Source organism: Curtobacterium oceanosedimentum (assembly GCF_040545555.1).
In the GTDB taxonomy this organism is placed as follows: Bacteria; Actinomycetota; Actinomycetes; order Actinomycetales; family Microbacteriaceae; genus Curtobacterium.
The window spans coordinates 1-22,188 of sequence record NZ_JBEPMD010000002.1; the positions used below are offsets into that span (position 1 = coordinate 1).

Sequence of the window (22,188 nt, forward strand, 5' to 3'; positions counted from 1 at the left end):
CCCCGTGGGGGGCCCCCGCCTGGCACAACAGGGTCGGCTCCGGCGTAACCCGCCCCCCCCGCCGCCCGGGGGGGGGGGCCCCCCCCCCCCCCCCGCCTCCCGTCCGTGAGAGACCACCGCACCAACAGGAGCCACCCGTGCCCGACTCCATGTCCATCACCGCCGCCACCGTCGACCCCGGCCTGCTCGACCTGCCGTGGGACCGACCGCTCGAGGACTGGCCGGACGACGTCATCGTCGCCCTGCCGAAGGGCATCTCGCGGCACCTCGTGCGCTTCGTGCACCTGAGCGGGTACGTCGCGGCCGTCAAGGAGACGGGCGAGGAGGTCGCACGGTCCGAGTACGAGATGCTCCGGACGCTGCAGCGCATGGACGTGCCGTGCGTGGACCCCGTCGCGGTGATCACGAACCGCGTCGACGAGCACGGTGAGCCGCTGCACCCGGTGCTCGTCACCCGGCACCTGCGGTTCTCGCTGCCGTACCGCGCGCTCTACTCCCAGACCCTGCGGCCGGAGACCGCCACCCGTCTCGTCGACGCCCTCGCCCTGCTGCTCGTCCGGCTGCACGTCATCGGCTTCTACTGGGGCGACGTCTCGCTGTCGAACACCCTGTTCCGCCGCGACGCCGGAGCCTTCGCCGCATACCTGGTCGACGCCGAGACCGGCAAGCTCTACCCGGGCGGGCTGTCGAACGGGCAGCGCGAGAACGACCTCGAGGTGGCCCGCGTGAACATCGCCGGCGAGCTCCTCGACCTCGAGGCCGGCGGGCGCCTCGACGAGAACGCCGACGCCGTCGACGTGTCGAACCGCATCGTCGCCCAGTACCGGATCCTGTGGAAGGAGCTGACCGGCACCGAACAGTTCGACATCAAGGAACGGTGGCGCATCAACGACCGGGTCGAGCGGCTCAACGCGCTCGGCTTCGACATCGAGGAGCTCTCGATCCACACGACCGAGGGCGGCTCGCAGGTGCGCATCCAGCCGAAGGTCGTGGACGCCGGGCACCACCAGCGCCGACTGCTGCGCCTGACGGGTCTCGACGCCGGGGAGAACCAGGCACGGCGGCTGCTCAACGACCTCGACGCCTACCGGGCGCGGAACGGGCGTGACCAGCTCGACGAGGAGATGGTCGCGCACGAGTGGGTGTCGCGGGTCTTCGAGCCCGTCGTCCGCTCGATCCCGCGCGACCTGCGTGGGCGGCTGGAGCCGGCCGAGGTCTTCCACGAGCTGCTCGAGCACCGCTGGTACATGTCCCAGGAAGAGGAGCGGTCGGTCTCGCTGCCCGAGGCCACGACCGCGTACATCAACGACGTGCTCCGGCACCGTCGCGACGAGCGGCTGCTCATCAACCCGCCGACGTCGTCGATGACGCTGCCGATCCCGGTGGTCGACGACGACGACGCGCTGGCCGACGAGGACGACGTCGAGGACTGGCGCGCCACGGTCTGACGGTCCCGCGCCCGTCCCCGCCCGTCTGCGCGCGCTCGCGCGAGCGGGCGAGATCTGTCGCGCTCGGTGGCGCCGGGCGACGATTCCCGCCCGACGGACGTCCGTCCCGCGGCGTGTCCTGCCCGCTCGCGGGACGCCCACCGGACGGACTGGAGGCCCGGTGCCGGTCTCGTGGACCGGCACCGGGCCTCCAGGTGGTCGGGTGGGTACCCGCTGCGCCACCGCGCAGCGCGCGCCTACTCGGCGCGACGGCGCCGGGCGACCTCCCACAGGGTGACGCTCGCGGCGATGCCCGCGTTGAGGGACTCGGTGGCGCTCGAGATCGGGATCGAGACGATCGCGTCGCAGGTCTCGGTGACCAGGCGCGACAGCCCCTTGCCCTCGGACCCGACGACGATCACGATCGGCCGGTCGGCGAGCTCGAGGGCGTCGAGCTGCACGTCCCCGTCGCCGTCGAGGCCGAGCACGAACAGCCCCATCGACTTCAGCGACTTGAGGGTCTGCGTCAGGTTCGGCGCCATCGCGACGGGCGTCCGGGCAGCGGCACCCGCACTGGTCTTCCACGCCGACGCGGTCACGCCGACCGAGCGGCGCTGCGGCACGATGACGCCGTGGCCGCCGAAGGCCGCTGTGGAGCGGATGATCGCACCGAGGTTGCGCGGGTCGGTGATGCCGTCGAGGGCCACCATGAGCGGGACCTGGTCGCGGGAGAACGCACGCTCGGCGATCTCCTCGGCGACGGCGTACTCGTAGGCCGGGACCTTGAGCGCGACGCCCTGGTGCACGCTGTCGTGACCGGTGATGCGGTCGAGCTCCGGCCGCATGATCTCCATGATCGGCACACCGCGGTGGTTCGCCAGCGCCAAGATCTCCTTGACGCGGTCGTCCACCTCGATGCGGGCGGCGATGTAGAGGGTCGTCGACGGGGTCTTCGTGCGGAGCGCCTCGAGCACGGAGTTGCGCCCGGTCACGAGCTCGGAGTCGTCGCTCTTGCGCTGCGGCGGACGGCCGGTGCGCTGCTGCGGCGAGCTCGAGGCACCGTGGCGACCGCGGGCCGCGTCGAAGCGCTCCTTGGCCGCCTTGCGCTTGCCGGCGGGGTGGTACGGCCGGTCCTCGGCCTTCGGCGTCGGCTTCCGACCCTCGAGCGCCTGTGCGCCCTGGCCGCCGGAGCCGACCTGCTTGTTGCCCTTGCGGCCGGAGCGGACGGCGCCGGGCCGGCCCTTCTTGCTCCCCGAGACGTTCTTCATTGCTCTCTCCTGTCCGGCACGGCCGTTGTCAGGCGATGCTCCAGCGTGTTCCTGCTGCGGTGTCCTCGATGGTGATCCCCGCGGCTGCGAGGTCGTCCCGCACCCGGTCCGCCGTGGCGAAGTCGCGTGCAGCACGGGCGTCGGCGCGCTCCTGCACGAGGCGGTCGACGAGCGCGGCGAGCGGTGCGGCCGAGACGTCCTGCGCACCGCCGGACCAGTGGGCCGCTCGCGGGTCGATGCCGAGGACCTCGACCATGGCAGCCACCTGATGGTACGCGGTCGCGAGCGCTTCCGCATCGTCGGCGTCGAGGGCGGCGTTCCCGGCGCGGACGGTCTCGTGCAGGACGGCCAGTGCCTGCGGGACCGCGAGGTCGTCGTCCATCGCGGCCGCGAAGGCGTCGGGCACGGCCGGGGCGTCGCGGGGGACGACCCCCTCGAGCCGGGGTTCCGCGCGGGTCAGGAAGCCCTCGATCCGGTCGTACGCCGCCTCGGCCTCGGCCAGGGAGCCCTCGTGGTGGTCGATGGACGACCGGTAGTGCGCGGCGCCGAGGAAGTACCGGACCACGGCGGGACGGGCGGACCCGAGGAACTCCGCGGCGAAGATCGAGTTCCCGAGGGACTTCGACATCTTCTGCCCATCGACGGTGACGAGCCCGTTGTGCAGCCAGTGACTCGCGAAGGCGTCGCCCGCGGCGGTCGACTGCGCGAGCTCGTTCTCGTGGTGCGGGAAGCGCAGGTCGAGACCACCGCCGTGGATGTCGAACGCCGGCCCCAGGTAGCGCCGCGACATCGCGGAGCACTCGATGTGCCAGCCCGGGCGGCCCGGACCCCACGGGGAGTCCCAGGTCGCCGTCGTCGGCTCCCCCGGCTTGGCACCCTTCCAGAGCGCGAAGTCCCGCGGGTCGCGCTTGCCGCGGGGGTCGGCGTCGGTCGCCTCGACCATGTCCTCGCGGCGCTGGCGCGTCAGGGCACCGTACGACTCCCAGCTGCCCGTGTCGAAGTACACGTCACCCGTGCCGTCGGCCGCGGCGTAGGCGTGCCCGCGTTCGATCAACCGCTCGATGATCTCGTGCATCTGCGGCACGCTCGCGGTCGCCCGGGGCTCGTACGTCGGCGGCAGGATGCCGAGGGCGTCGTAGGCCGCGGTGAACTCCCGCTCGACGCGGTACGCCCGGGCGAACCACGGCTCGTCGGTGCCCGCGGCGAGGTCGAGGACCTTGTCGTCGATGTCGGTGACGTTCCGCACGAGGGTCACCCGGTACCCGCGGTACGTCAGCCACCGGCGCCACACGTCGTAGACCAGCGCGGAGCGCAGGTGACCGATGTGCGGGGACGACTGCACGGTCGGGCCGCAGACGTACATGCTCACCTGTCCGTCGACCAGCGGGACGAGGTCGACGACGGCTGCGGCGCGGGAGTCGTACAGGCGAACGGTCACGCCCCAAGCCTAGGACGTCGGGCGTCGAGGGCGCCGGAGCCGGGCGGCAGCGCTCCGCTCAGGCCGGACGGACGACGGCGGTCGCGATCGCCGCGAGCCCCTCGCCCCGCCCGGTCAGGCCGAGGCCGTCCGTCGTCGTGCCGGAGACGGCCACCGGTGCACCGACGACCGCAGCCAGGGCGGACTGCATCTCGTCCCGTCGGGCACCGATGCGGGGGCGGTTGCCGATCACCTGGACCGTGACCGACGTCGGCACCAGTCCGGCCGCCCGCAGGAGCTCGACGGCCCCGTGCACGAAGACGTCGCCGGACGCGCCGGCGTACCGCGGCTCGGACGTGCCGAAGCGGCCGCCGATGTCCCCGAGCCCGCCCGCCGACAGCAGGGCGTCGCAGACCGCGTGCGCCACCGCGTCACCGTCGCTGTGCCCGGAGAGTCCCGGTTCGCCGGGGAAGTCGAGCAGCCCGACGCGGCACGGTGACGCCGCGTCGAACGCGTGCACGTCGACGCCCAGGCCGACCCGGACGACGGGCACCGCAGCGGCAGCCCCCGTCGCCGCGGCCCCGGTGCGGGAGGCCACGAGCGCCTCGGCCCGTGCGAGGTCCCACCGCGTCGTGATCTTGAAGGCGTCGGCGTCGCCCGGCACCGTCCGCACCGTGCCGCCCGCAGCTCGGTACACCCCGGCGTCGTCGGTCTCGGACTGCACGGCGACCGCGTAGGCGTCCCGGAGCCGGGCGAGCGGGAAGACCTGGGGCGTCTGCACCCCGACGAGCGCCGACCGGTCGACGGTCTCGACCACGACGTCCCCGTCGACCCGCTTGACGGTGTCCGTGACGGGCAGGGCCGGGACGACGCCGTCGCCGGTCTCGCGGGCCCGGGCGAACACGGCGTCGAACTGTGCCGCCGGCGTCAGGCAGCGAGCGGCGTCATGGACCCCGACCCACTCGATGCCGTCCGGCAGGGCGTCGAGGCCCGCCTGCACCGAGGCGTGCCGGTCGGATCCGCCCGCGACGACGGCGGTCAGGTCGACCGCGGGCCCGGCGACGGCGGCGACCAGGGCGCGGCACTCGTCGAGCCGGGCCTCCGGCGCGACGACCACGACGACGGTCGGTTCGGCGAGGGTGAACACGGTGCGGACGGCACGGGTGAGCATCGGCTCCCCCGCGACGGGGACGAACGCCTTCGCATCGCCGATGCCGAGCCGGGTGCCGGACCCCGCCGCGACGACGACGACCGCCCTGCTCACCCGGTCGGGGAGCAGGGCGGTCGTCGTGGTGGCGTCCAGCTGCGGTTCGCGCTAGGAGGCGAGGACCTCGTCGAGGACGGTCGATGCCTTGTCCTCGTCGGTCTTCTCGGCCAGGGCGAGCTCGGAGATCAGGATCTGCCGGGCCTTGGCCAGCATCCGCTTCTCGCCCGCGGAGAGTCCGCGGTCCTGGTCGCGGCGCCAGAGGTCGCGGACGACCTCGGACACCTTGATGACGTCACCCGACGCCAGCTTCTCCAGGTTCGCCTTGTACCGGCGCGACCAGTTGGTGGGCTCTTCCGTGAAGGGTGCCCGCAGGACCTCGAAGACCTTGTCGAGGCCTTCCTTGCCGATGACGTCGCGGACGCCGACCAGGTCGACGTTGTCCGCCGGCACCTCGATCGTCAGGTCACCCTGCGTGACGCGCAGCTTCAGGTAGACCTTCTCCTCGCCCTTGATGACGCGCGTCTTGACTTCAGAGATGGTTGCCGCCCCGTGGTGGGGGTAGACGACGGTCTCGCCGACCTCGAATTGCATGTATCAGGCTCCGTTCCCAGGACCCCCAGTTTACCACAAGGACCTTTCGGGTAAGGGGCCTGGGCGGCCCGCACCCCCGACGATCGGTAGGATGGGCGCGGACCGTCTGGTCCACATCGTGATCTTCCGGAGGAATCTCTTGCGAGCTCGGGTACTCGTGTCCGTCGCCGTTGCGGCATCCATCGCGCTCGGCGCCACCGGCTGCGAGTTCATGTCGCCCGCGCACACCAAGGAGATCAAGCAGATCACCGACGGCGTGAACGTCAGCACCGGCTCGATCGACATCCGGAACGCGCTGTTCATCAGCGACCAGGAGGACGACGCCCGCTTCATCGGCACGATCGTCAACACCGGGTCGAAGGAGGTCACGCTCTCGATCGAGGTCGGTGGCGACACGCAGACCGTCGTCGTCCCGGGCAACAGCCGTGCCGACCTCGGCGCGAACACCCCGAACGCGTCCCGCTCCTCCGAGGCCGGCTCCGAGGAGGGCAACGCCGGACAGGGCTCGCAGGTCGCCGACTCGAAGGCCGTCCTGTTCGACGCCTCCGACGTCGTCCCCGGCTCGCTCGTCAAGACGTACTTCTCGTACTCCGGTGCCGAGGGCGTGTCGGCCAGCGTCCCCGTGCTGACCAGCGCGCTCGAGGAGTACCAGACGCTCGCCCCCTCCACCTCGCCGTCGGCCACCCCGTCGATGCGCTCCACCTCGCCGTCGGAGAGCGGCTCGGAGCCGACCGGTGACGCCACCGCTCCGGGGACGCAGTCGGGCGACTCGCAGACCGACTCGTCCGAAGGCGACAGCGGCACCAACTGAGCATCGCGCGCCCGACCGGCGCGACGCACGCACGCAACGCAACGCACTGGAGGCCCGGTGCCGGTTCTCGGAACCGGCACCGGGCCTCCGGTGCGTCGCCGGTCAGCCCTCGATCCGGTACCCCAGGCCGCGCACCGTCACCAGGACCTCCGGGGTGCTCGGGACACGCTCGATCTTCGAGCGGATGCGCTTGATGTGCACGTCGAGCGTCTTCGTGTCACCGAAGTAGTCCGACCCCCACACCCGGTCGATGAGCTGTCCGCGGGTGAGCACCCGACCGGCGTTGCGGAGCAGCAGCTCGAGCAGCTCGAACTCCTTCAGCGGCATCGGCGTCTCGGACCCGTCCACCGACACGGTGTGCCGCTCGACGTCCATCCGGATCCCACCAACCTGCAGGATGCCGCTGTCGCCCGGGTCGTCCTCCGTGCGCCGGCGCAGGACCGCCCGCAGCCGGGCCAGGAGCTCCCGGGTCGAGTACGGCTTCGTCACGTAGTCGTCCGCGCCGAGCTCGAGCCCGACGACGATGTCCACCTCGGAGTCCTTCGCGGTGAGCATGATGATCGGCACGTTCGAGCGCGTCCGGACCTGCCGGCAGACCTCGGTGCCGCTCAGCCCGGGCAGCATGAGGTCGAGCAGGATCAGGTCGGGGTTCTCGGCGTCGAACTTCGACAGCGCGGTCACGCCGTCCGCGGCGACGGCGGTCTCGTACCCCTCGCGCTGCAGGAGGAACTCCAGGGGCTCGCTCAGGGCCGGCTCGTCGTCGACGATGAGGATCTTGGTCACGATGGCTGCTCTTCCAGTTGCTCTTCGAGTGCGGTGGTGAGGTCGGGATCCGCCTCGGGCAGGCGGATGGTGAAGGTCGAGCCCTTGCCGGGCTGCGACCAGACGCGGACGTCGCCGCCGTGGTTGCCGACGACGTGCTTGACGATGGCGAGCCCGAGGCCGGTGCCCCCGGTCGCCCGGGACCGGGCGGGGTCGACGCGGTAGAAGCGCTCGAACACGCGGTCGAGGTCGGCCTCGGGGATGCCGACGCCCTGGTCGGTCACCGCGATCTCGACGAAGCCCTTGGTGGAGCGGACGCCGACACCGACACGGGTGTGGTCCGGGGAGTACTTGACGGCGTTCGCGATGAGGTTCGACACCGCGACCTGCAGCAGCCCCGGGTCGCCCATGACCCGCAGCTTCGACCGCTTCGCCCGGACGATCTCGATCTCCCGGGCGCGGGCGACGACCTCGTTCGCGTCGACCGCGGCCTGCACGATCTTGTCGACGGAGGTCTCCTCGCTGCTCTCGAGCGTGTCGACCGACTGCAGCCGCGACAGCTCGATGATGTCCTTCGTCAGCGCCCCGAGCCGCTCGGACTCGGTGATGAGCTGCCCGGCGAACTTCTTCACGTGCTCCGGGTCGTCGGCGGCGACGACCAGGGTCTCGGCGAGGAGCCCGATCGCCCCGATGGGTGTCTTCAGCTCGTGCGAGATGTTCGCCACGAAGTCGCGCCGGACCTCGTCGATGCGGCGACTCTCGGTCAGGTCGTCCGCGGTGACGAGCACGTACCGGTTGCCCAGCTGCGCAGCCCGGAAGCTCAGGTAGCCGACGAGTTCCCCGCTGCGCCCGCGGGGCAGCTCGAGGTCCTCGGACGCCATCTCCCCGCTCCTGCGCACCCGGTCCACCAGGTCGGCGAGCTCGGCGTGCACGAGCTTCCGCCGCACGACGAGCCCCACGGTCAGTGCCTGCGGCGAGGCGGCGACCACCGTGTTCGACGGGTCGACGACCACGGCCGGGTTGTGCATCGTGGCGATGACCGCGGCGACGCCGTCGGGCAGCGTCCGTTCCGCGACGTCGGCTGCCCGGGCCGTGCGCTCCGCCGTGATGACCAGCACCACGACCCCTGCGCCGAAGACCCCGCCGAGGAGCATCGACAGTGGCACGAGCCACGCGTTGTCCATGCCGCCAGTGTAGGGATCGTCACGCGGGGTTCGGACGCCGTTCACCCCGCTCCGGCGCAGTTCCGCCCCCGGATCGAGAGGTGTTCAGCCGCAGGTCACCGTTCGTTCACCTGGGCTGACGACACTCGTCCGGTACGCATCAGAGAGGCACATCCCCCATGCGCGAAGTCTTCCAGCAGGAGCTCCAGGACGTCCAGGAGCGTCTGACCGAGATCGCCGGACTCGTCGAGTCCGCCATCACCCGTGCGACCCAGGCGTTCAGCGACTCCGACGTCGCCCTCGCCGAGGAGGTGATCGCCGACGACGCCAAGATCGACCACGCCGCGAACAGCCTCGACGAGATCGCGATCGACATCCTCGCCCGGCAGGCGCCGGTCGCCCGTGACCTCCGCGTCGTCGTGACCGCGCTGCGCGTCAGCTCGTCGCTGGAGCGCATGGGCGACATGGCCGAGCACATCGCGCAGCTCGCCCGTCAGCGCTTCCCCGAGAAGGTCGTGCCGAAGGGCCTGCGCGGCACCTTCAAGCAGATGGGCGCGCACGACGTGCAGATGGCGCAGAAGCTCACGCGCCTGCTCGCCACCGAGGACATCGCCCTGGCCGCGGAGATCCGCGACGAGGACGACGCCGTCGACGAGCTGCACGCGAGCGTGTTCGACTTCGTGCTCGGCGAGACCTGGAAGGGCAACCCGATCGACACGGTCGACGCGACGCTGGCCTCGCGCTACCACGAGCGCTTCGCGGACCACGCGGTGTCGATCGCCAAGAAGGTCGAGTACCTGGCGACGGGCGACTGGACCGGCGCCGCGTCGGTGACGACCTCCCCCGCCTGACGGGTTCTGCCAGGATCGTGGCATGGCTCAGGTCGCGATCGTCGTCAACGGGATGCCCGGTTCGGGCAAGAGCACGGTGGGCGCCGCCCTGGCCGAGGTGCTCGGCTGCCCCTTCCTGTCGAAGGACCGCATCAAGGAACCCCTGGCCGACGTGGTCGGTCCGATGATCGGCTCGCGCGAACTCGGTGGGATCGCGATGGACACGATGTGGTCGATGGCGCGGGCCGTCGAGAACGGGGTCGTCCTCGACGCCGTCTGGCTGCCGTCCCGTGACCGCGACCGTCTGGAGGCCGGACTCGCCTCCGCCGGGTCGCCGCGTGCCGTCGAGGTGTTCTGCCAGGTCGACCGGGTCACCGCCGCGGACCGGTTGCGTGACCGGTACGAGCCCGGCACGATGCCCGTGCGGCACGAGGTGCACGGGGACCTGGCGGAGATCCTGGCGTTCTGGGACGAGCACGGCGACCAGGCAGCACCGATCGGGCTGCCCGGGGTGCCGGTCGTGCGGGTGGACACCGGCCGGCCGTACGACGTCGGGGCCCTCGTGCAGGAGATCGCCGACCACTTCGTCTGAGCTGTCCCGGGTGCACGAACGCCCCGCCGGTGTCCAGCGGGGCGTTCGTCGTGCTGGTGCTACTTCTTGGCGCCCTGGGCAGCGACCGCGGCGGCACCGGCAGCGGCGGCCTCGGGGTCGAGGTAGTACGAGGGCTTCGTCGGACGGAAGTCGTCGTCGAGCTCGTACACGAGCGGGATGCCCGTCGGGATGTTGAGGCCCGCGATGTCGTCGTCGGAGATGCCGTCGAGGTGCTTCACGAGGGCGCGGAGCGAGTTGCCGTGCGCGGTGACCAGGACGGTCTTGCCCTCGCCGAGGTCCTTCGTGATGTCCGACTCCCAGTACGGCAGCAGTCGGTCGATCACGAGCTTGAGCGACTCGGTGCGGGGCAGCTGGTCACCGAGGTCGGCGTAGCGGCGGTCCCCGGCCTGCGACCACTCGGCGTCGTCGGCGATGGGGGGCGGCGGGACGTCGAACGAGCGACGCCACTCCATGAACTGCTGCTCGCCGTACTGCTCGAGCGTCTGGGCCTTGTCCTTGCCCTGCAGGTCGCCGTAGTGGCGCTCGTTGAGGCGCCAGTCGCGCTTCACCGGCAGCCAGGCGAGGTCGGCCTCGAGCAGGGCGATGTCCGCCGTCTGGATCGCACGGGTCAGGAGCGACGTGTACAGGACGTCCGGCACGATGCCCGAGTCGGCGATGAGCTCGCCGGCGCGCTTCGCCTCCTTCTCGCCCAGCTCGCTGAGCCGAACGTCGACCCAACCGGTGAACAGGTTCTTCTGGTTCCAGTCACTGTTGCCGTGACGGAGCAGGACGAGCGTGGAGGTCATGCGTCCGAGTCTACCGAGCGCCGCACCGCCGTTCCGGGTGCCCGTACCCTGGGAACCATGCCCATCGGGAACGTCACGCGCGGGACCACCGGGTACAACCGGCTCCGTCGTGTCGACCGGTGGATCGCCGCGCTCCCGGTCCTGCGGCGGACGGACGCCCCGCTCGTCGCCGACGTCGGGTACGGCGCCCGGCCGACGACGACCCTCGAGCTCCGGGACCGGCTGGCCCGGGTCCGCCCCGACGTCGAGGTCACCGGCATCGAGATCGAGCCGTCGCGGGTGGCGCTGGCGAACGCCGGCACCCGCGACGGGGTGACGTTCCGGCTCGGCGGCTTCGAGACGCCGACCCCCGACGGCCGCCCGCCCGCCGTGATCCGGGCGTTCAACGTGCTCCGGCAGTACGACGAGTCCGCCGTCGTGGACTCGTGGCGGATCATGCAGGACCGCCTCCAGCCCGGCGGAGCGCTCGTCGAGGGCACCTGCAACGAGGTCGGCCGGGTGGCGTCCTGGGTGACGCTCGACGACCGAGCACCACACACCTTCACGGTGTCCCTGCGGGTCGCCGACCTCGAGCTGCCGAGCATCGTCGCCGAGCGGCTGCCCAAGGCGTTGATCCACCGGAACGTCCCCGGGGAACGGGTGCACGCGTTCCTGCTCGACCTCGACCGCTCGTGGGCGGTCGCCGCACCCCTCGGCACGTACGGCCCCCGCCAACGGTGGATCGCGACGGTGCACGGCATGCGCGACCGGGGCTGGCCGGTGCTGAACGGGGTGAGCCGGTGGCGCCTGGGCGAGCTCAGCGTGCCCTGGTCGGCCGTCGCCCCCGCCTGAGCGCGACTACGAGCGGCGGACGGCTCCGAGCCGGGGCAGGCGCGGCACGTTCGCCGTCGCTCCGGCCTCCGGCGGGACGATCGTCTCCTGCGCGGCGGTGACCACGACGCCGTCGACGGTCAGGGTCAGGACCGCAGCGGGGTCGAGCGACCGCTTCACGACCGCGAGCCCGACCGGCCCGAGCTCGTGGTGGAGCGCCGAGGCGGTGAGCCGTCCGACGTCCTTGCCGTCGAGCTCGACCGCGGTGCCCGGCGCGGGGAGCACGCCGTCCGACCCGTCCAGGTGGAGCATCACGACCCGGCGCGGCGGGTGCCCGAGGTTGTGCACCTTCGCGACGGTCTCCTGCCCGCGGTAGCAGCCCTTCGACAGGTGCACGGCGGAGCGGAGCCAGTCGAGCTCGTGCGGGATCGTCCGCTCGTCGACGTCGCCGAGCACGGGGCGCCACGCGGCGATGCGCAGCGCCTCGAACGCGAGGAGCCCCGCGACCGGCGCGTCCGACGCCGACAGGGCGACCGCGGTGTCCGGGGTGACCACGTCGATGCGGAGGGTCCAGTCGGAGCCGGGGTGGGCCTCCAGGGCGGCGTAGCCCCACCCGCCGGGCGTGACCGACGACCACGGGTCGACCCACTCGACGAGCACGTCGTCCGGCGATGCCGACCCGTCGAACCGGCCGAGGGTGACGAGGTCGGCCGACCGGTCGGCGACCTCGACGCGGAGCATGAAGCGCATCGAGTCGAGCCAGGCCGCGAGCGGAGCCGCGTCGGCGGCCTCGGTGAGGAGCCACGTGACCTCGCCGTCGTCGACCACCCGGGCGGCGTGCTCGACGCGGCCGGACTGGTCGAGGACCAGCGTCTCGGTGCTGACGCCGGGCTCGAGCCCGGTGAGCAGCTGCGACGTGATCGAGTTCAGCCAGGACAGGCGGTCGGGGCCGCTGACCATCACGACGCCGAGCCCGAGCTCGACGACCGCACGGCCGGCGGCGAGCGCCCGCTGCTCGCCGACGGGGTTGCCGAAGTGGGCGGCGGGACCGGCCTCGGTCGCGACGAACCCGTCGCGACCCGCGAAGACCGACATCAGTCGACCTTCGCGAGCTGCCCCGAGGCGTGCGAGGTGAGCTGCTGCCCCAGCGCGGCGATGTCCCACGCCCAGAAGAGCTTGCCCTCGACCAGGCCGTACAGGCGGGTCGCGGCGGAGTAGTCCTTCGCGTTCGGCGAGCGCATCACGGCGTCGGTGGCCAGGTCGATCCGGCCCTTCCTGACGCGACCGACGTAGAGCTCGTTGACGCCCGTCGGGTGGATGATCGCGGCCTCGACGTCGAAGCCGTCGGTCGTGTTCCGGAGCGCCTCGACGCTCTCCACCGTGCTGAACGGCGCGGGTCCGTCGCCCATCAGCATCGCGGGGCCGCGGTCGCCCGGCTCGTTCGGACGGTCGATGCGCCAGTAGCCCATCTCGGCGGCGAGGGGCGTGTGGTCGTCGTCGAGCAGCCACGTCGTCGAGGAGTAGTTGAGGTACGGCAGGCCGTCGTGGCTGAAGCTCACGCGCTGACCGAACTCGTACTTGCGGGGCTCGTCCTCGTCGCCCACGGGGTACTCGACCACGCCCGTGCCCTCCCAGACACCGACGAGCCAGGACAGCGGGACGAGCTCGGGCGCCAGGCCCTCCGGCAGTTCGATCAACGCTGACCCTTGAACAGCTTCACGACGACGACGACCGAGATGAACGCGATCGCGAGCGACGCCAGGCCGAGGAGGCCCACGTAGAACAGCTCGAGCGCAAGCAGCGAATCCATGCGGCGAGTCTACGCGGGACGCCTGACGGCGCCAGGGCCGGACGCCGCGGGTCGCGCGGTCGCGCGGTCGCGGACCGCGCGGTCGCCGGTGGCTCAGCGCGCGAGCAGCACCACGGCCGTGACGAGCACGACCACGAAGGCTCCGGACGACGCGATGCTGATCCGTTCGACCAGTCCGTCCTTCGTCGCGGTGATGAGCTGCAGCACGAAGCTCACGAGCACGCAGAGCACGAAGACGAGCAGGAGCCAGGCGAACGAGTCCTTCTGCGTCAGGGCCAGCACGAGCACGGCACCGACGACCGCGAGCACCCACACCGGCAGCACGGAGGTCAGGCGCAGGCGGCGCTGGTCGAGGGGCGGGACGGGCTCGGTCACGCGCTCCATCATGACAGGGCCTCGTCGAGGTGGTGCCCGCCACGACCGGCGCGGGTGCGCGGACGCCGGTGCCCGCCTCGACCGACCGGCCGGTCGGCGGGCCGCCGCCGGGGCATCACTAGGATGGCTCCACGACGTCCCCTCGTTCTGGAGGTCCTGTGGCCCAGCTCCTGGTACTCACCTCAGCCGCGCCCGGCGACGTCCTGCCGAGTCTCGGTCTCCTGAGCCACCGGATCCGCCACGTCCCCGCCGAGGCCGCCCAGCTGGTCAACGCCCCGCAGAGCGACCTGATGTTCGTCGACGCCCGTCTCGACCTCGTCAGCGCCAAGGCCCTGTGCAAGATCCTCGCGACGAGCGGGTCGACGACGCCGATCATCCTCGTCGTGACCGAGGGCGGGCTCACCGCGGTGAACAGCGAGTGGAACGTCGACGACGTCGTGCTCGAGAGCGCCGGCCCCGCCGAGGTCGACGCCCGCGTCCGGCTCACCACGGGCCGCGCCGCGAAGAACCCGTCGGGGTCGAAGATCCAGGCCTCCGGCGTCGTCATCGACGAGGCCAGCTACTCGGCGAAGGTCCGGGGACGGCCGCTCGACCTCACCTTCAAGGAGTTCGAGCTCCTGCGCTTCTTCGCCTCGCACCCGTCTCGCGTGTTCACCCGCGAGCAGCTCCTCAGCGAGGTGTGGGGCTACGACTACTTCGGCGGCACCCGCACGGTCGACGTGCACGTGCGACGCCTCCGCGCCAAGCTCGGCGACCTCGAGTCGCTCATCGGGACGGTCCGCAACGTCGGCTACCGCTTCAACGTGCACGACGACGAGGCCGAGCGTCTGGCGGGCCAGTAGTGCTCGCCGTCGTCGAGATGCTCGCCGCCGCCTCGGTCGCGGCGGGCGAGGCCCCGCCCTTCTCCGACCAGACCCTGGTCGACGTCCGTGCCGGCCGTGCGACCGTGGTCGGGGACGAACGCGGGGTCGCCGTGGTCCGTGACGGCGAGCTGGAACTCGTCGTCGCCCGGGAGGCCCGTGGCCGGGGCGTCGGATCGGCCCTCGTCGCGCAGGTGACCTCCGAGGGCGCCGGGGGCGCGGCGGCAGCTCCGGGTGCTCCGCACCTCGCGTGGGCGCACGGCGACCACCCCGCCGCCCGGGCCCTCGCCGACCGGCACGGCTGGGTGCCGGTGCGCACCCTGCTGCAGCTCCGGGCTCCGGTGGCGGACGCCCCCGCCCCCGCCTCCGCCGACCTCCCGGACGGCTACCGGCTCGACGCCTTCCGCGCCGGCGACCCTGCGGACGAGGACGCCTGGCTGACCCTGAACGCCGCGGCCTTCGCGCACCACCCCGAACAGGGCCGCATGACCCTGGAAGACCTCCGTGCCCGCGAGGCCGAGCCGTGGTTCTCCGGCGACGACCTGCTGCTCCTGCGTGACGCCTCCGGTGCGCTCGCGGGCTCGTGCTGGCTCAAGGTCGAGGACGGCACCGGCGAGTTCTACGCCGTCGCGGTCCGGCCCGACCTGCAGGGGCAGGGGCTCGGCGGCGTCCTGATGCGCGCGGGCTCGGCGCGCCTGACCGGTCGCGGACTGACCGCCGCAGCGCTCTACGTCGAGGGCGACAACGAGCCGGCGCTCGCGCTGTACCGTCGCTCGGGCTTCACGCAGCACGCGATCGACGTGCAGTACGAGCGCGGTCCCGGCCGGTAACATGACGCGAGGTCGACGAGGGGTCGGCCGGGGGCAGTCGGGGGCAACGTGACGGAGCAGGGTCGGGCGCAGTACGGCCGCGGGGAACCGCTCGGTGCGTCGTACCGCTTGGTCGACCTGCTCGGCACGGGTGCGACCGGCGAGGTCTGGCGCGCCGAGCACACGGCGACCGGTGAGCACGTCGCCGCGAAGCTGCTGCGTGCCGAGCTCGCCGCCGACCCGACCGTCGTCGAACGCTTCGTCCGCGAACGCACCGTGCTGCTCGGCCTGCAGCACCCGTCGATCGTCCGGGTGCGCGACCTCGTCGTCGAGGGCGACCGGCTGGCGATCGTCATGGACCTGGTCGGCGGGGGCTCCGCGCGCGACCTGCTCGCCGGCGCGGGGACGCTGCCGCCGCGTGACGCCCTGACCATCACCGCCGAGACGCTCGACGCCCTCGCCGTCGCGCACGAGCAGGACGTCACCCACCGCGACGTCAAGCCCGACAACGTGCTGCTCGCCGCCCCGTGGGCCCCCGGCGCGACCGGTGACGTGCGGGTGTCGGACTTCGGCATCGCGTCGGTGATGGCCGACCGGCAGCGCACCACGACCGGGCTCCTCGGCACACCGCAGTACATGGCGCCGGAGTCGATCAGCCAGGGGCGCTCGGGGCCCGCGGCCGACGTGTACGGCGCCGGAGTGATGCTCTACGAGCTGCTCGCCGGGCGCACGCCCTTCGCCGGGCCGGGCACCGACTTCGCCGTCGCCTACCGCCACGTGACCTCGGACCCGCCGCAGCTCGACGTCCCCGCGTCGCTCTGGTCGGCAGTGTCGACGATGCTCGCCAAGGACCCGGCCGCACGACCCGCGGCCGCCGACGCCGCGGCCACCCTGCGCCGCCTCGCCCGGCAGCTGGCCGACGCCCCCGCCCTGACCCCGACGACGGACCCGGAGTCCTTCGCCGAGGTCGAGCGTCCCGCCACCGTCGTGCGCGGCGTGCGGCCCGGGAGCGGTGCCGCCGGCGGCGCCCCCGCGGACACCCCCGAGCCGGCAGCGGGCGCGGACGACGCCGGCCCCGCACCCGAACTCGGCCAGGCCGGGTCGCAGACGGTCTTCCGGCCGCTCGCACGGCCTCCCGTCGCCGCCGCCCGCGTACCCGAGGCCCCCGCTCGCCGCCGGTGGCAGCGCCCCGACTGGCTGACGAACCGCATGCTCGGGCTCGGCGCCCTCGGCGTGGTGCTCGTCGCGGCGCTCGTCGTCGGCGGGGTCGTCTGGCTCCCGGGCGCCCTGGGCGGGAAGGGCACCCCGAGCGCGGCCCGCACGGCACAGGCCGCGAGCGCCTACCAGCAGGACCGTCCGCTGCCGACCGGGCTCTCGACGACCCGCAAGGCGACCGTCGACCCGCAGGCCGGGACCGTCGCGCTGTCGATCACGTACGCCGCGCAGGCCGCGACGCTCCGCGGAGCGCTGCTCGAGGTGGTGCCCGGGGTCGGCGCAGAAGCCGAGTGCCCCGCGGTGACCTGGAGCGGGGACGGAGCGACCGGCGGCGACGTCACCGGCGTCAGGAACCAGCCGTCGCTGACCGGCGTCGACGTCCGCTGCGGGTGGACGCTCTCCGACGTGGTGGTCCCGGCGGGCGAGGACCTGACCGTGCAGGCCACCGTGCGACTGTCGGACGTGCCCGACCAGGCCGGCCTGCAGGAGTGGCTCGACACCGCCGGGAACGCGACCACGACGGCCGTCTCCGACCAGTCGGTGACCGGGACGTCGTACCCCGTGCAGCGGCTGCAGGGCGTCGAGGTCCGCACGCCCGACCGCACGGTCAGCCAGACCACGCTGCCGGTGACGCTCGTGCCGGTGTGGCCGAGCGGCGCCGACGAACTGAACCCGCTATACCGCAGCCCCTCGACCGGGAAGCCCTCGGAGATGCTCACCGACGTCGCCGGCGGGGAGTCCGGGGTCCGCTTCGCCGACGGGTGCTCGGGTGCACTGGCCGTCTCGTCGGACGGCCTCGTCGTGACCGCACTGTCGGTCGCACCCTCGTGCACGGTCCGGGCGACGGTGGGCAACTTCACGGACCTCGAGAGCTCGCCCTTCGGCATCACCACCCGCGACTGACCGGTCGCAGACCCGCGGCCTCACCCGTGGTGCGTCGTCGGCGTTCGTCACTCGTCCTCCTCCGTGGAGCAGAAACCGTCGGGTCACGGTGCGTGAGGCGACGAATCCTGCTCCATCGGAGCGGGTTGCGGCCGGGACCCGCCGGACGGGAGGCGCGTGGCGGCCGAGCACCGCGCCTCCCGTCCGGTGGTGGTCCCGCGGGTCAGGCGCCGGGCGCGGCGGTCTGGACCAGACGGACGGCGCCGCCCGACGCGGCGTAGCCGCGACCCACCGTCAGCGCGACGGGGGCACGTCGGGGCAGCGTGACCCCGAGCAGTTCGCCGTCGTAGTCGACGTCGGGCTGCAGCAGCACGCCGCAGCGGGACTTCCGGACCGCGCGCGTCCAGTGGCTGTAGAGCGAACGGAGGTCGGCGGACCGGCCGGCGGCGACCACGCACAGGCCCGGTCGCTCGGAGGACAGCAGCGACGCGATCGCCTGGTCGGCGTCGTCGAAGCGTTCGGCGTCGTCGACGAGCAGCAGGACCGGGCCGCGCTCCAGGCGGAGGCCGGCCAGCAGGGCGGGGACCTCGTCGGCCCCGACGGCGAGGCGGTCGAACACGCCGTCGGCGAGCGGTGACCGGCGGTCGCAGATCGCCCACACGGCCGGGCGGACGCCGTCGGCGGACCGTGCCTGGTCTGCCAGGGCGAGGAGCACCGTCGACTTGCCGGAGCGCGCCGGGCCGGCGACGAGCACGTGCTCGCCGTCGTAGACCTCGAGCGCCGCGGTGCCGAGGTCGTCCTCGGCGATGCCGACCGGCAGGCGCCACGGCTCGGTGTCGAAGCGTGCCGCGGCACCGAGGTCCTGCACCCGGACCGCATCCGGCAGCCGGCCGACGGCGCTCGACTTCGGTGCCGCGTCCGGCCACGCGGCGGCGACCTCGGCGACGGCCTCGGCGAGGGGCACCGCCGGCGTCGCGACGTGGCTCTGCAGCTTCGTCGTCGAGTCGATGTACCGACCCGGCACGGGCGGCGGGACGTCCTTCGGGCGGACCCCGATCGACGCGTAGTCGTACGGGTCGGCCAGACGGAACAGCCACTTCTGGGTGGTGACCTCGTCCATCGCCGACGGCACGGCCTTCGCGCGGGTCGTGGAGACCGCGAACGAGATGCCGAGCGCCGGCCCTTCCGCGTACACGCGGTACAGGGCGTCCAACAGCTGCTGGCCCTCGAAGTCCTGGTACTCGTCGCGGAGCGCCGCGAGGCCGTCGATCAGCACGACGGCCTGACGCCCGCCGGGGCTCGCGCGCCGACGCTCGAGGTCCGCGCGCAGGTGGCGGAGGAAGCGGGCCTGCAGCTCGCTCGCCCCGGCACCGGACCCGACGTAGGCCGTCGTGTGCGGGAGCTGCGCGAGCGGCGCCAGGTCCCCGGGACCCATGTCGAGGACGAGGAGGTCGAGGTCGTCCGGGCTCGTCGTCCGCGCGGTACGCAGGGCGAGCGCGGACAGGGCAGTGCTCGTGCCGCTGCCCGGGATGCCCATGAGGACGAGGTTGCCCTCGTCGAGGTCCCAGCCGCCGGCGACCTGGCGCTGGTGGTCGGGGTCGTCGGCGAGCGCGACGGGCACGAGACGGCGGCCGCTGCCGCTGGGCGGTTCCGGGACCTCCGCCAGGTCGACCCGGTCTCCCAGCGCCTCGGGCCAGATGGGCCGGGGTGCGGCGTACCCGGCGGCGTCGTTCGCGGCGCGGATCGCCTCGATGAGCACGTCGAGGTCGGTGTCGTCCGACGCGCTCGGCCCGGGTGCGGGCGCCGGTGCCGGGACGCCGAACACGTCGGTCGGACGGACCGAGACCGACTGCTCGACCCGTTCGTCGCGCGCGCGGCCGGTGACCAGGGCGGTCTGCACCGGGGTGATGTCGTCCTGCCCGAGCTTCACGTAGGCGCGGCCGGTCTGCTGCCGGCCGATGCCCGCGGCGGCCGGGACGCCGATGACGTTCGTCGAGTCCTCACGGCTCTGCACGCGGAGCGCCACCCGGAGGTTCGTGTTCGCGAGGATGTCCTCGCTCACGACGCCCGCGGGGCGCTGTGTCGCGAGCACCATGTGCACGCCGAGCGTGCGGCCCACGGCGGCGATCGCGACGAGCGAGGTCAGGACGTCCGGGAACTCCTTCGCGAGCATGGCGAACTCGTCGACGACGAAGAGCAGGCGCGGCATCGGCTCGGTCGGCCGCGTCGCGAGGTAGGCGTCGAGGTTGTCGATGTCGGCGCCGGCGGTCGCGAAGACCCGCTGGCGGCGCTCGAGCTCGGCCTCGAGCGCACGGATCGCTCGGTCGGCCAGCTGCTCGTCGAGGTTGCTGATCGTGCCGATGGTGTGCGGCAGCCGTTCGCAGGCGGCGAAGGCGGCGCCGCCCTTGAAGTCGACGAGCAGGAAGTTGAGCCGGGTGGGGTCGTTCCGGGCCGCGAGGCCGGCGACGAACGAGCGGAGGAACTCGCTCTTGCCGGAACCCGTGGTCCCGCCGACCAGGCCGTGGGGGCCGTCGCGCACCAGGTCGATCTCGAGGACGCCGGACTCCGAGGACCCGACCGGGGTCGAGGTCCCCGTGCTGGTCTGCCACAGGGTGCGGATTCCCTCGGCGGTGGTGGTGTCGACGGAGGTGGTGCCGGCATGGGGTGCTGCGCTCCGTGTGAGCAGGTCGGGCAGGCGGACGAGCGACGGCAGCGATGCGCCGGGAACCGTGAGTTCCGGGTCGTCGAAGTGCGCGACGGCGCGGGCGGCGCGCTCCGCCGTCGCCGGAGTGAGACCGGCGAGCACGACGTCCTCGACGCGCGTGCGGTCCTCGGGGCGGTAGACCGTCGCCGCCGCGTCCGCCCCGACCGTGACGATGGACGTGCAGGCGGCCGGCAGCTGCTGCTCGTTCGTCGCGATGACGATGCCGCTCACCCGCTGTCGACGTTCCCCCGGGCGCAGCGAGACACCGGGGACCGTCCGGCCCTGGCCGAGCAGGCTGCGCGCCGGGGCGTCGCGGCCCTCCGTGAGCACGTCGGAGTCCACGACCACCAGCAGGTTCGGAGTGGGGAGCTCGTCGAGCGACTCCTGCAGTCCGCGCAGGACGGCGGCGCTCTGGTCGCGCTGCGCCGACATCCACCGGGCGCCGGTACTGCTGCCCGCGACGCGTGTGTGCGGCAGCCAGGAGGCCCAGGACCAGTCGTCCTCGCGGCCCGCATCGCAGAACACGCCGACCGTCAGGTCTGCCGGCCCGCAGTGCACGCTCGCCTGCGCGAGCAGACTGCGGGCGAGGGCGAGCGCGCCGTCGCGGTCACCGACGATGCCCACGACGCCGGCGTCCGACAGGTCGGCGACGACCGGCGCCGCCGTGAGGCGGCTGTCCGCGATCGCGGCCTTCGCCTCGTCCTCGAGCTTCGACGACGCCGCACGCTGGTCGACCTCGGGACGCCACGGCGCGTCGCCGGTGCCGGCGTGCAGGCTGAGGAAGTCGTCGTCGTCCGAGCGGCGCTGCCAGAGGTCGGTGGTGGGGAGGAGCGCACGGCGGACGACGGTCGCCGGGTCGGGCACGAGGTCCTGTCGGCGGGCCGCCTCGACGGCTGCGGCAGCGGTGATCTCGCCCCGGAAGGTCTCGACCGCCTCGGTGAAGCGCGTCTCCTCCTCCTTGAGGTTCTTGGCCCGGCGGTGCTTCTGCTCGAACCACATGCCGATCGCCGTCACGGGGCTGAGCAGTGCGAACAGTGCGAAGCGGGCGTCCCCGAGCAGGAGCACCATCGCCCCCGCGAGCACGAGCGGCGCCGCGACCGTGATCCAGCTGAACTTCGACGCCGGGGCGACGTCCCGGCGCGTCGGCGGGGACACCGGCTCGGTGTCGGTGATGCGACCGGGCCGCGGTGGCCGGTTGAAGGGTGCGGTGGCGGCCGGGGTGAGGTTCGGGAGGGTCCCGGCCGCAGGCACGGTCGTCTCCGGGAGCTCCGGCCGGAGCAGCAGCACCGCACCGCCCACGATGACGCTCGTGGTGCCGGTGAGCAGCACGCCCTCGTCGTCGATGCGCTCCCCCGCGATCACGGTGCCGTTCGTGGAACCGGAGTCGCGGACACGGACGCCGTCGTCCTCGCGTTCCACGGTGCAGTGCTCCCACGAGGCGCTCTCGGTGGGGAGCACGACGTCGGCCTGCGGAGCCCGCCCGACGACGAGCCGACGACTGCGCGGCACCGGGACGACGAGCCCCGCCTCGAGGCCACCCGCCAGGGTCACGCTCCAGCCGTCGACCGTGCGCGGCGGGTCCTCGGTGGTGCGGGCGACCCGGGACCCCTCGAGGAGCACGAGGTCGCGCAGCGGGGTGTCCGAGCTCGTCCGGTGGCCGTCGACCGCCAGGGGTGTCCCGGGGTCGAGCGGGGTGCCGAGCGACGCCGCGACGAGGTCCCCCAACGTGGAGGACTCCGCCCACCCGTCGGCCTCGATCGTCTCGCGGCGGTCGTCGAGCTCGATCAGCAGGCGCATGGGCGGTCCTCCCTCGGGGTGGTGCGGCGGTGCGGGTGGTGCGGTGGCGGTG

At 73.0% G+C, this 22,188-nt stretch carries 19 protein-coding genes; 8 read left to right on the plus strand and 11 right to left on the minus strand.

Features of this window, described 5'->3' with window-relative positions; all coding sequences use genetic code 11:
• The first annotated feature begins 137 nt into the window (after positions 1-137).
• Positions 138-1,448, plus strand: a complete 1,311-nt coding sequence (locus tag ABIC52_RS01800; RefSeq protein WP_209675424.1) for a DUF4032 domain-containing protein — start codon at positions 138-140, stop codon at positions 1,446-1,448.
• Positions 1,449-1,684: 236 nt separating this feature from the next.
• Here the strand turns inward: ABIC52_RS01800 and rlmB are convergent, their stop codons facing one another.
• From rlmB to ABIC52_RS01820, 4 genes are read right to left on the minus strand one after another with little or no spacing between them, the layout of a single operon-like run.
• Entirely contained in the window at positions 1,685-2,695 is a 1,011-nt protein-coding gene (gene rlmB, locus ABIC52_RS01805; protein WP_126891639.1) for a 23S rRNA (guanosine(2251)-2'-O)-methyltransferase RlmB, read from the minus strand.
• A gap of 28 nt (positions 2,696-2,723) precedes the next feature.
• Complete coding sequence (cysS, locus tag ABIC52_RS01810; RefSeq protein ID WP_354026476.1) at positions 2,724-4,133, minus strand: cysteine--tRNA ligase; 1,410 nt, start codon at positions 4,131-4,133, stop codon at positions 2,724-2,726.
• 58 nt (positions 4,134-4,191) lie between these two features.
• Positions 4,192-5,376: a 2-C-methyl-D-erythritol 4-phosphate cytidylyltransferase gene (gene ispD / locus ABIC52_RS01815; protein ID WP_209675427.1), complete on the minus strand. Its 1,185-nt coding sequence runs from the start codon at positions 5,374-5,376 to the stop codon at positions 4,192-4,194.
• A 51-nt stretch (positions 5,377-5,427) separates the two neighbouring features.
• Positions 5,428-5,910, minus strand: a complete 483-nt coding sequence (locus tag ABIC52_RS01820; protein ID WP_017888066.1) for a CarD family transcriptional regulator — start codon at positions 5,908-5,910, stop codon at positions 5,428-5,430.
• 157 nt (positions 5,911-6,067) lie between these two features.
• Between ABIC52_RS01820 and ABIC52_RS01825 the strand changes: the two genes are divergently transcribed.
• Positions 6,068-6,721: a hypothetical protein gene (locus ABIC52_RS01825; protein ID WP_126891642.1), complete on the plus strand. Its 654-nt coding sequence runs from the start codon at positions 6,068-6,070 to the stop codon at positions 6,719-6,721.
• A gap of 102 nt (positions 6,722-6,823) precedes the next feature.
• Here the strand turns inward: ABIC52_RS01825 and ABIC52_RS01830 are convergent, their stop codons facing one another.
• Together ABIC52_RS01830 and ABIC52_RS01835 are read right to left on the minus strand one after the other, a co-directional pair.
• Positions 6,824-7,504 carry a response regulator gene (locus ABIC52_RS01830; RefSeq protein ID WP_126891643.1) on the minus strand — a complete coding sequence of 227 codons (681 nt, stop codon included), beginning with the start codon at positions 7,502-7,504 and terminating at the stop codon, positions 6,824-6,826.
• Positions 7,501-8,667, minus strand: coding sequence for a sensor histidine kinase (locus ABIC52_RS01835; protein ID WP_209675431.1), 1,167 nt, complete (start codon positions 8,665-8,667; stop codon positions 7,501-7,503). Before ABIC52_RS01835 ends, ABIC52_RS01830 begins: the two co-directional genes overlap by 4 nt.
• A gap of 158 nt (positions 8,668-8,825) precedes the next feature.
• Between ABIC52_RS01835 and phoU the strand changes: the two genes are divergently transcribed.
• Positions 8,826-9,497, plus strand: coding sequence for a phosphate signaling complex protein PhoU (gene phoU, locus ABIC52_RS01840; RefSeq protein ID WP_126891645.1), 672 nt, complete (start codon positions 8,826-8,828; stop codon positions 9,495-9,497).
• Between the two features lie 22 nt (positions 9,498-9,519).
• Positions 9,520-10,068 carry a P-loop nucleotide/nucleoside kinase family protein gene (locus tag ABIC52_RS01845; RefSeq protein ID WP_126891646.1) on the plus strand — a complete coding sequence of 183 codons (549 nt, stop codon included), beginning with the start codon at positions 9,520-9,522 and terminating at the stop codon, positions 10,066-10,068.
• A gap of 59 nt (positions 10,069-10,127) precedes the next feature.
• On the opposite strand, the gene ABIC52_RS01850 is transcribed toward ABIC52_RS01845, so the two are convergent.
• Entirely contained in the window at positions 10,128-10,874 is a 747-nt protein-coding gene (locus ABIC52_RS01850; protein ID WP_126891647.1) for a phosphoglyceromutase, read from the minus strand.
• A 57-nt stretch (positions 10,875-10,931) separates the two neighbouring features.
• On the opposite strand from ABIC52_RS01850, the gene ABIC52_RS01855 reads away from it, so the two are divergent.
• The gene (locus ABIC52_RS01855) at positions 10,932-11,705 is read left to right on the plus strand and encodes a class I SAM-dependent methyltransferase (protein WP_354026477.1); all 774 of its coding nucleotides are present in this window, start codon (positions 10,932-10,934) and stop codon (positions 11,703-11,705) included.
• Between the two features lie 6 nt (positions 11,706-11,711).
• Here ABIC52_RS01855 and ygfZ read toward each other — a convergent pair whose 3' ends face one another.
• The 3 genes from ygfZ to ABIC52_RS01870 form a co-directional block, all read right to left on the minus strand.
• Positions 11,712-12,779, minus strand: coding sequence for a CAF17-like 4Fe-4S cluster assembly/insertion protein YgfZ (gene ygfZ / locus ABIC52_RS01860; protein WP_354026478.1), 1,068 nt, complete (start codon positions 12,777-12,779; stop codon positions 11,712-11,714).
• Complete coding sequence (locus ABIC52_RS01865; RefSeq protein WP_066656691.1) at positions 12,779-13,381, minus strand: heme-binding beta-barrel domain-containing protein; 603 nt, start codon at positions 13,379-13,381, stop codon at positions 12,779-12,781. The genes ygfZ and ABIC52_RS01865 overlap by 1 nt, the downstream gene beginning before the upstream one ends.
• Before the next feature lie 206 nt (positions 13,382-13,587).
• Positions 13,588-13,869 carry a hypothetical protein gene (locus ABIC52_RS01870; protein WP_126891649.1) on the minus strand — a complete coding sequence of 94 codons (282 nt, stop codon included), beginning with the start codon at positions 13,867-13,869 and terminating at the stop codon, positions 13,588-13,590.
• Between the two features lie 158 nt (positions 13,870-14,027).
• Between ABIC52_RS01870 and ABIC52_RS01875 the strand changes: the two genes are divergently transcribed.
• Genes ABIC52_RS01875 through ABIC52_RS01885 form a run of 3 tightly spaced genes read left to right on the plus strand, consistent with a single transcriptional unit; the run spans position 14,028 to position 17,656 of the window.
• A complete protein-coding gene (locus ABIC52_RS01875) occupies positions 14,028-14,711 on the plus strand; it encodes a response regulator transcription factor (RefSeq protein WP_126891650.1) in 684 nt (227 codons plus the stop codon).
• Complete coding sequence (gene mshD, locus ABIC52_RS01880; protein ID WP_354026479.1) at positions 14,711-15,559, plus strand: mycothiol synthase; 849 nt, start codon at positions 14,711-14,713, stop codon at positions 15,557-15,559. Before ABIC52_RS01875 ends, mshD begins: the two co-directional genes overlap by 1 nt.
• Positions 15,560-15,607: 48 nt before the next feature.
• Positions 15,608-17,656, plus strand: coding sequence for a serine/threonine-protein kinase (locus tag ABIC52_RS01885; RefSeq protein ID WP_354026480.1), 2,049 nt, complete (start codon positions 15,608-15,610; stop codon positions 17,654-17,656).
• Positions 17,657-17,858: 202 nt separating this feature from the next.
• On the opposite strand, the gene ABIC52_RS01890 is transcribed toward ABIC52_RS01885, so the two are convergent.
• Entirely contained in the window at positions 17,859-22,136 is a 4,278-nt protein-coding gene (locus ABIC52_RS01890) for a type VII secretion EssC family protein (RefSeq protein ID WP_354026481.1), read from the minus strand.
• Positions 22,137-22,188 lie beyond the last annotated feature (52 nt).

Coding starts and splice junctions, on each gene's coding strand:
- ABIC52_RS01835 (WP_209675431.1), bottom strand. CDS start 8,667: ATGGACAACGCGTGGCTCGTGCCACTGTCGATGCTCCTCGGCGGGGTC.
- ABIC52_RS01820 (WP_017888066.1), bottom strand. CDS start 5,910: ATGCAATTCGAGGTCGGCGAGACCGTCGTCTACCCCCACCACGGGGCG.
- ABIC52_RS01855 (WP_354026477.1), top strand. CDS start 10,932: ATGCCCATCGGGAACGTCACGCGCGGGACCACCGGGTACAACCGGCTC.
- ABIC52_RS01890 (WP_354026481.1), bottom strand. CDS start 22,136: ATGCGCCTGCTGATCGAGCTCGACGACCGCCGCGAGACGATCGAGGCC.
- ABIC52_RS01845 (WP_126891646.1), top strand. CDS start 9,520: ATGGCTCAGGTCGCGATCGTCGTCAACGGGATGCCCGGTTCGGGCAAG.
- ygfZ (WP_354026478.1), bottom strand. CDS start 12,779: ATGTCGGTCTTCGCGGGTCGCGACGGGTTCGTCGCGACCGAGGCCGGT.
- rlmB (WP_126891639.1), bottom strand. CDS start 2,695: ATGAAGAACGTCTCGGGGAGCAAGAAGGGCCGGCCCGGCGCCGTCCGC.
- phoU (WP_126891645.1), top strand. CDS start 8,826: ATGCGCGAAGTCTTCCAGCAGGAGCTCCAGGACGTCCAGGAGCGTCTG.
- ABIC52_RS01850 (WP_126891647.1), bottom strand. CDS start 10,874: ATGACCTCCACGCTCGTCCTGCTCCGTCACGGCAACAGTGACTGGAAC.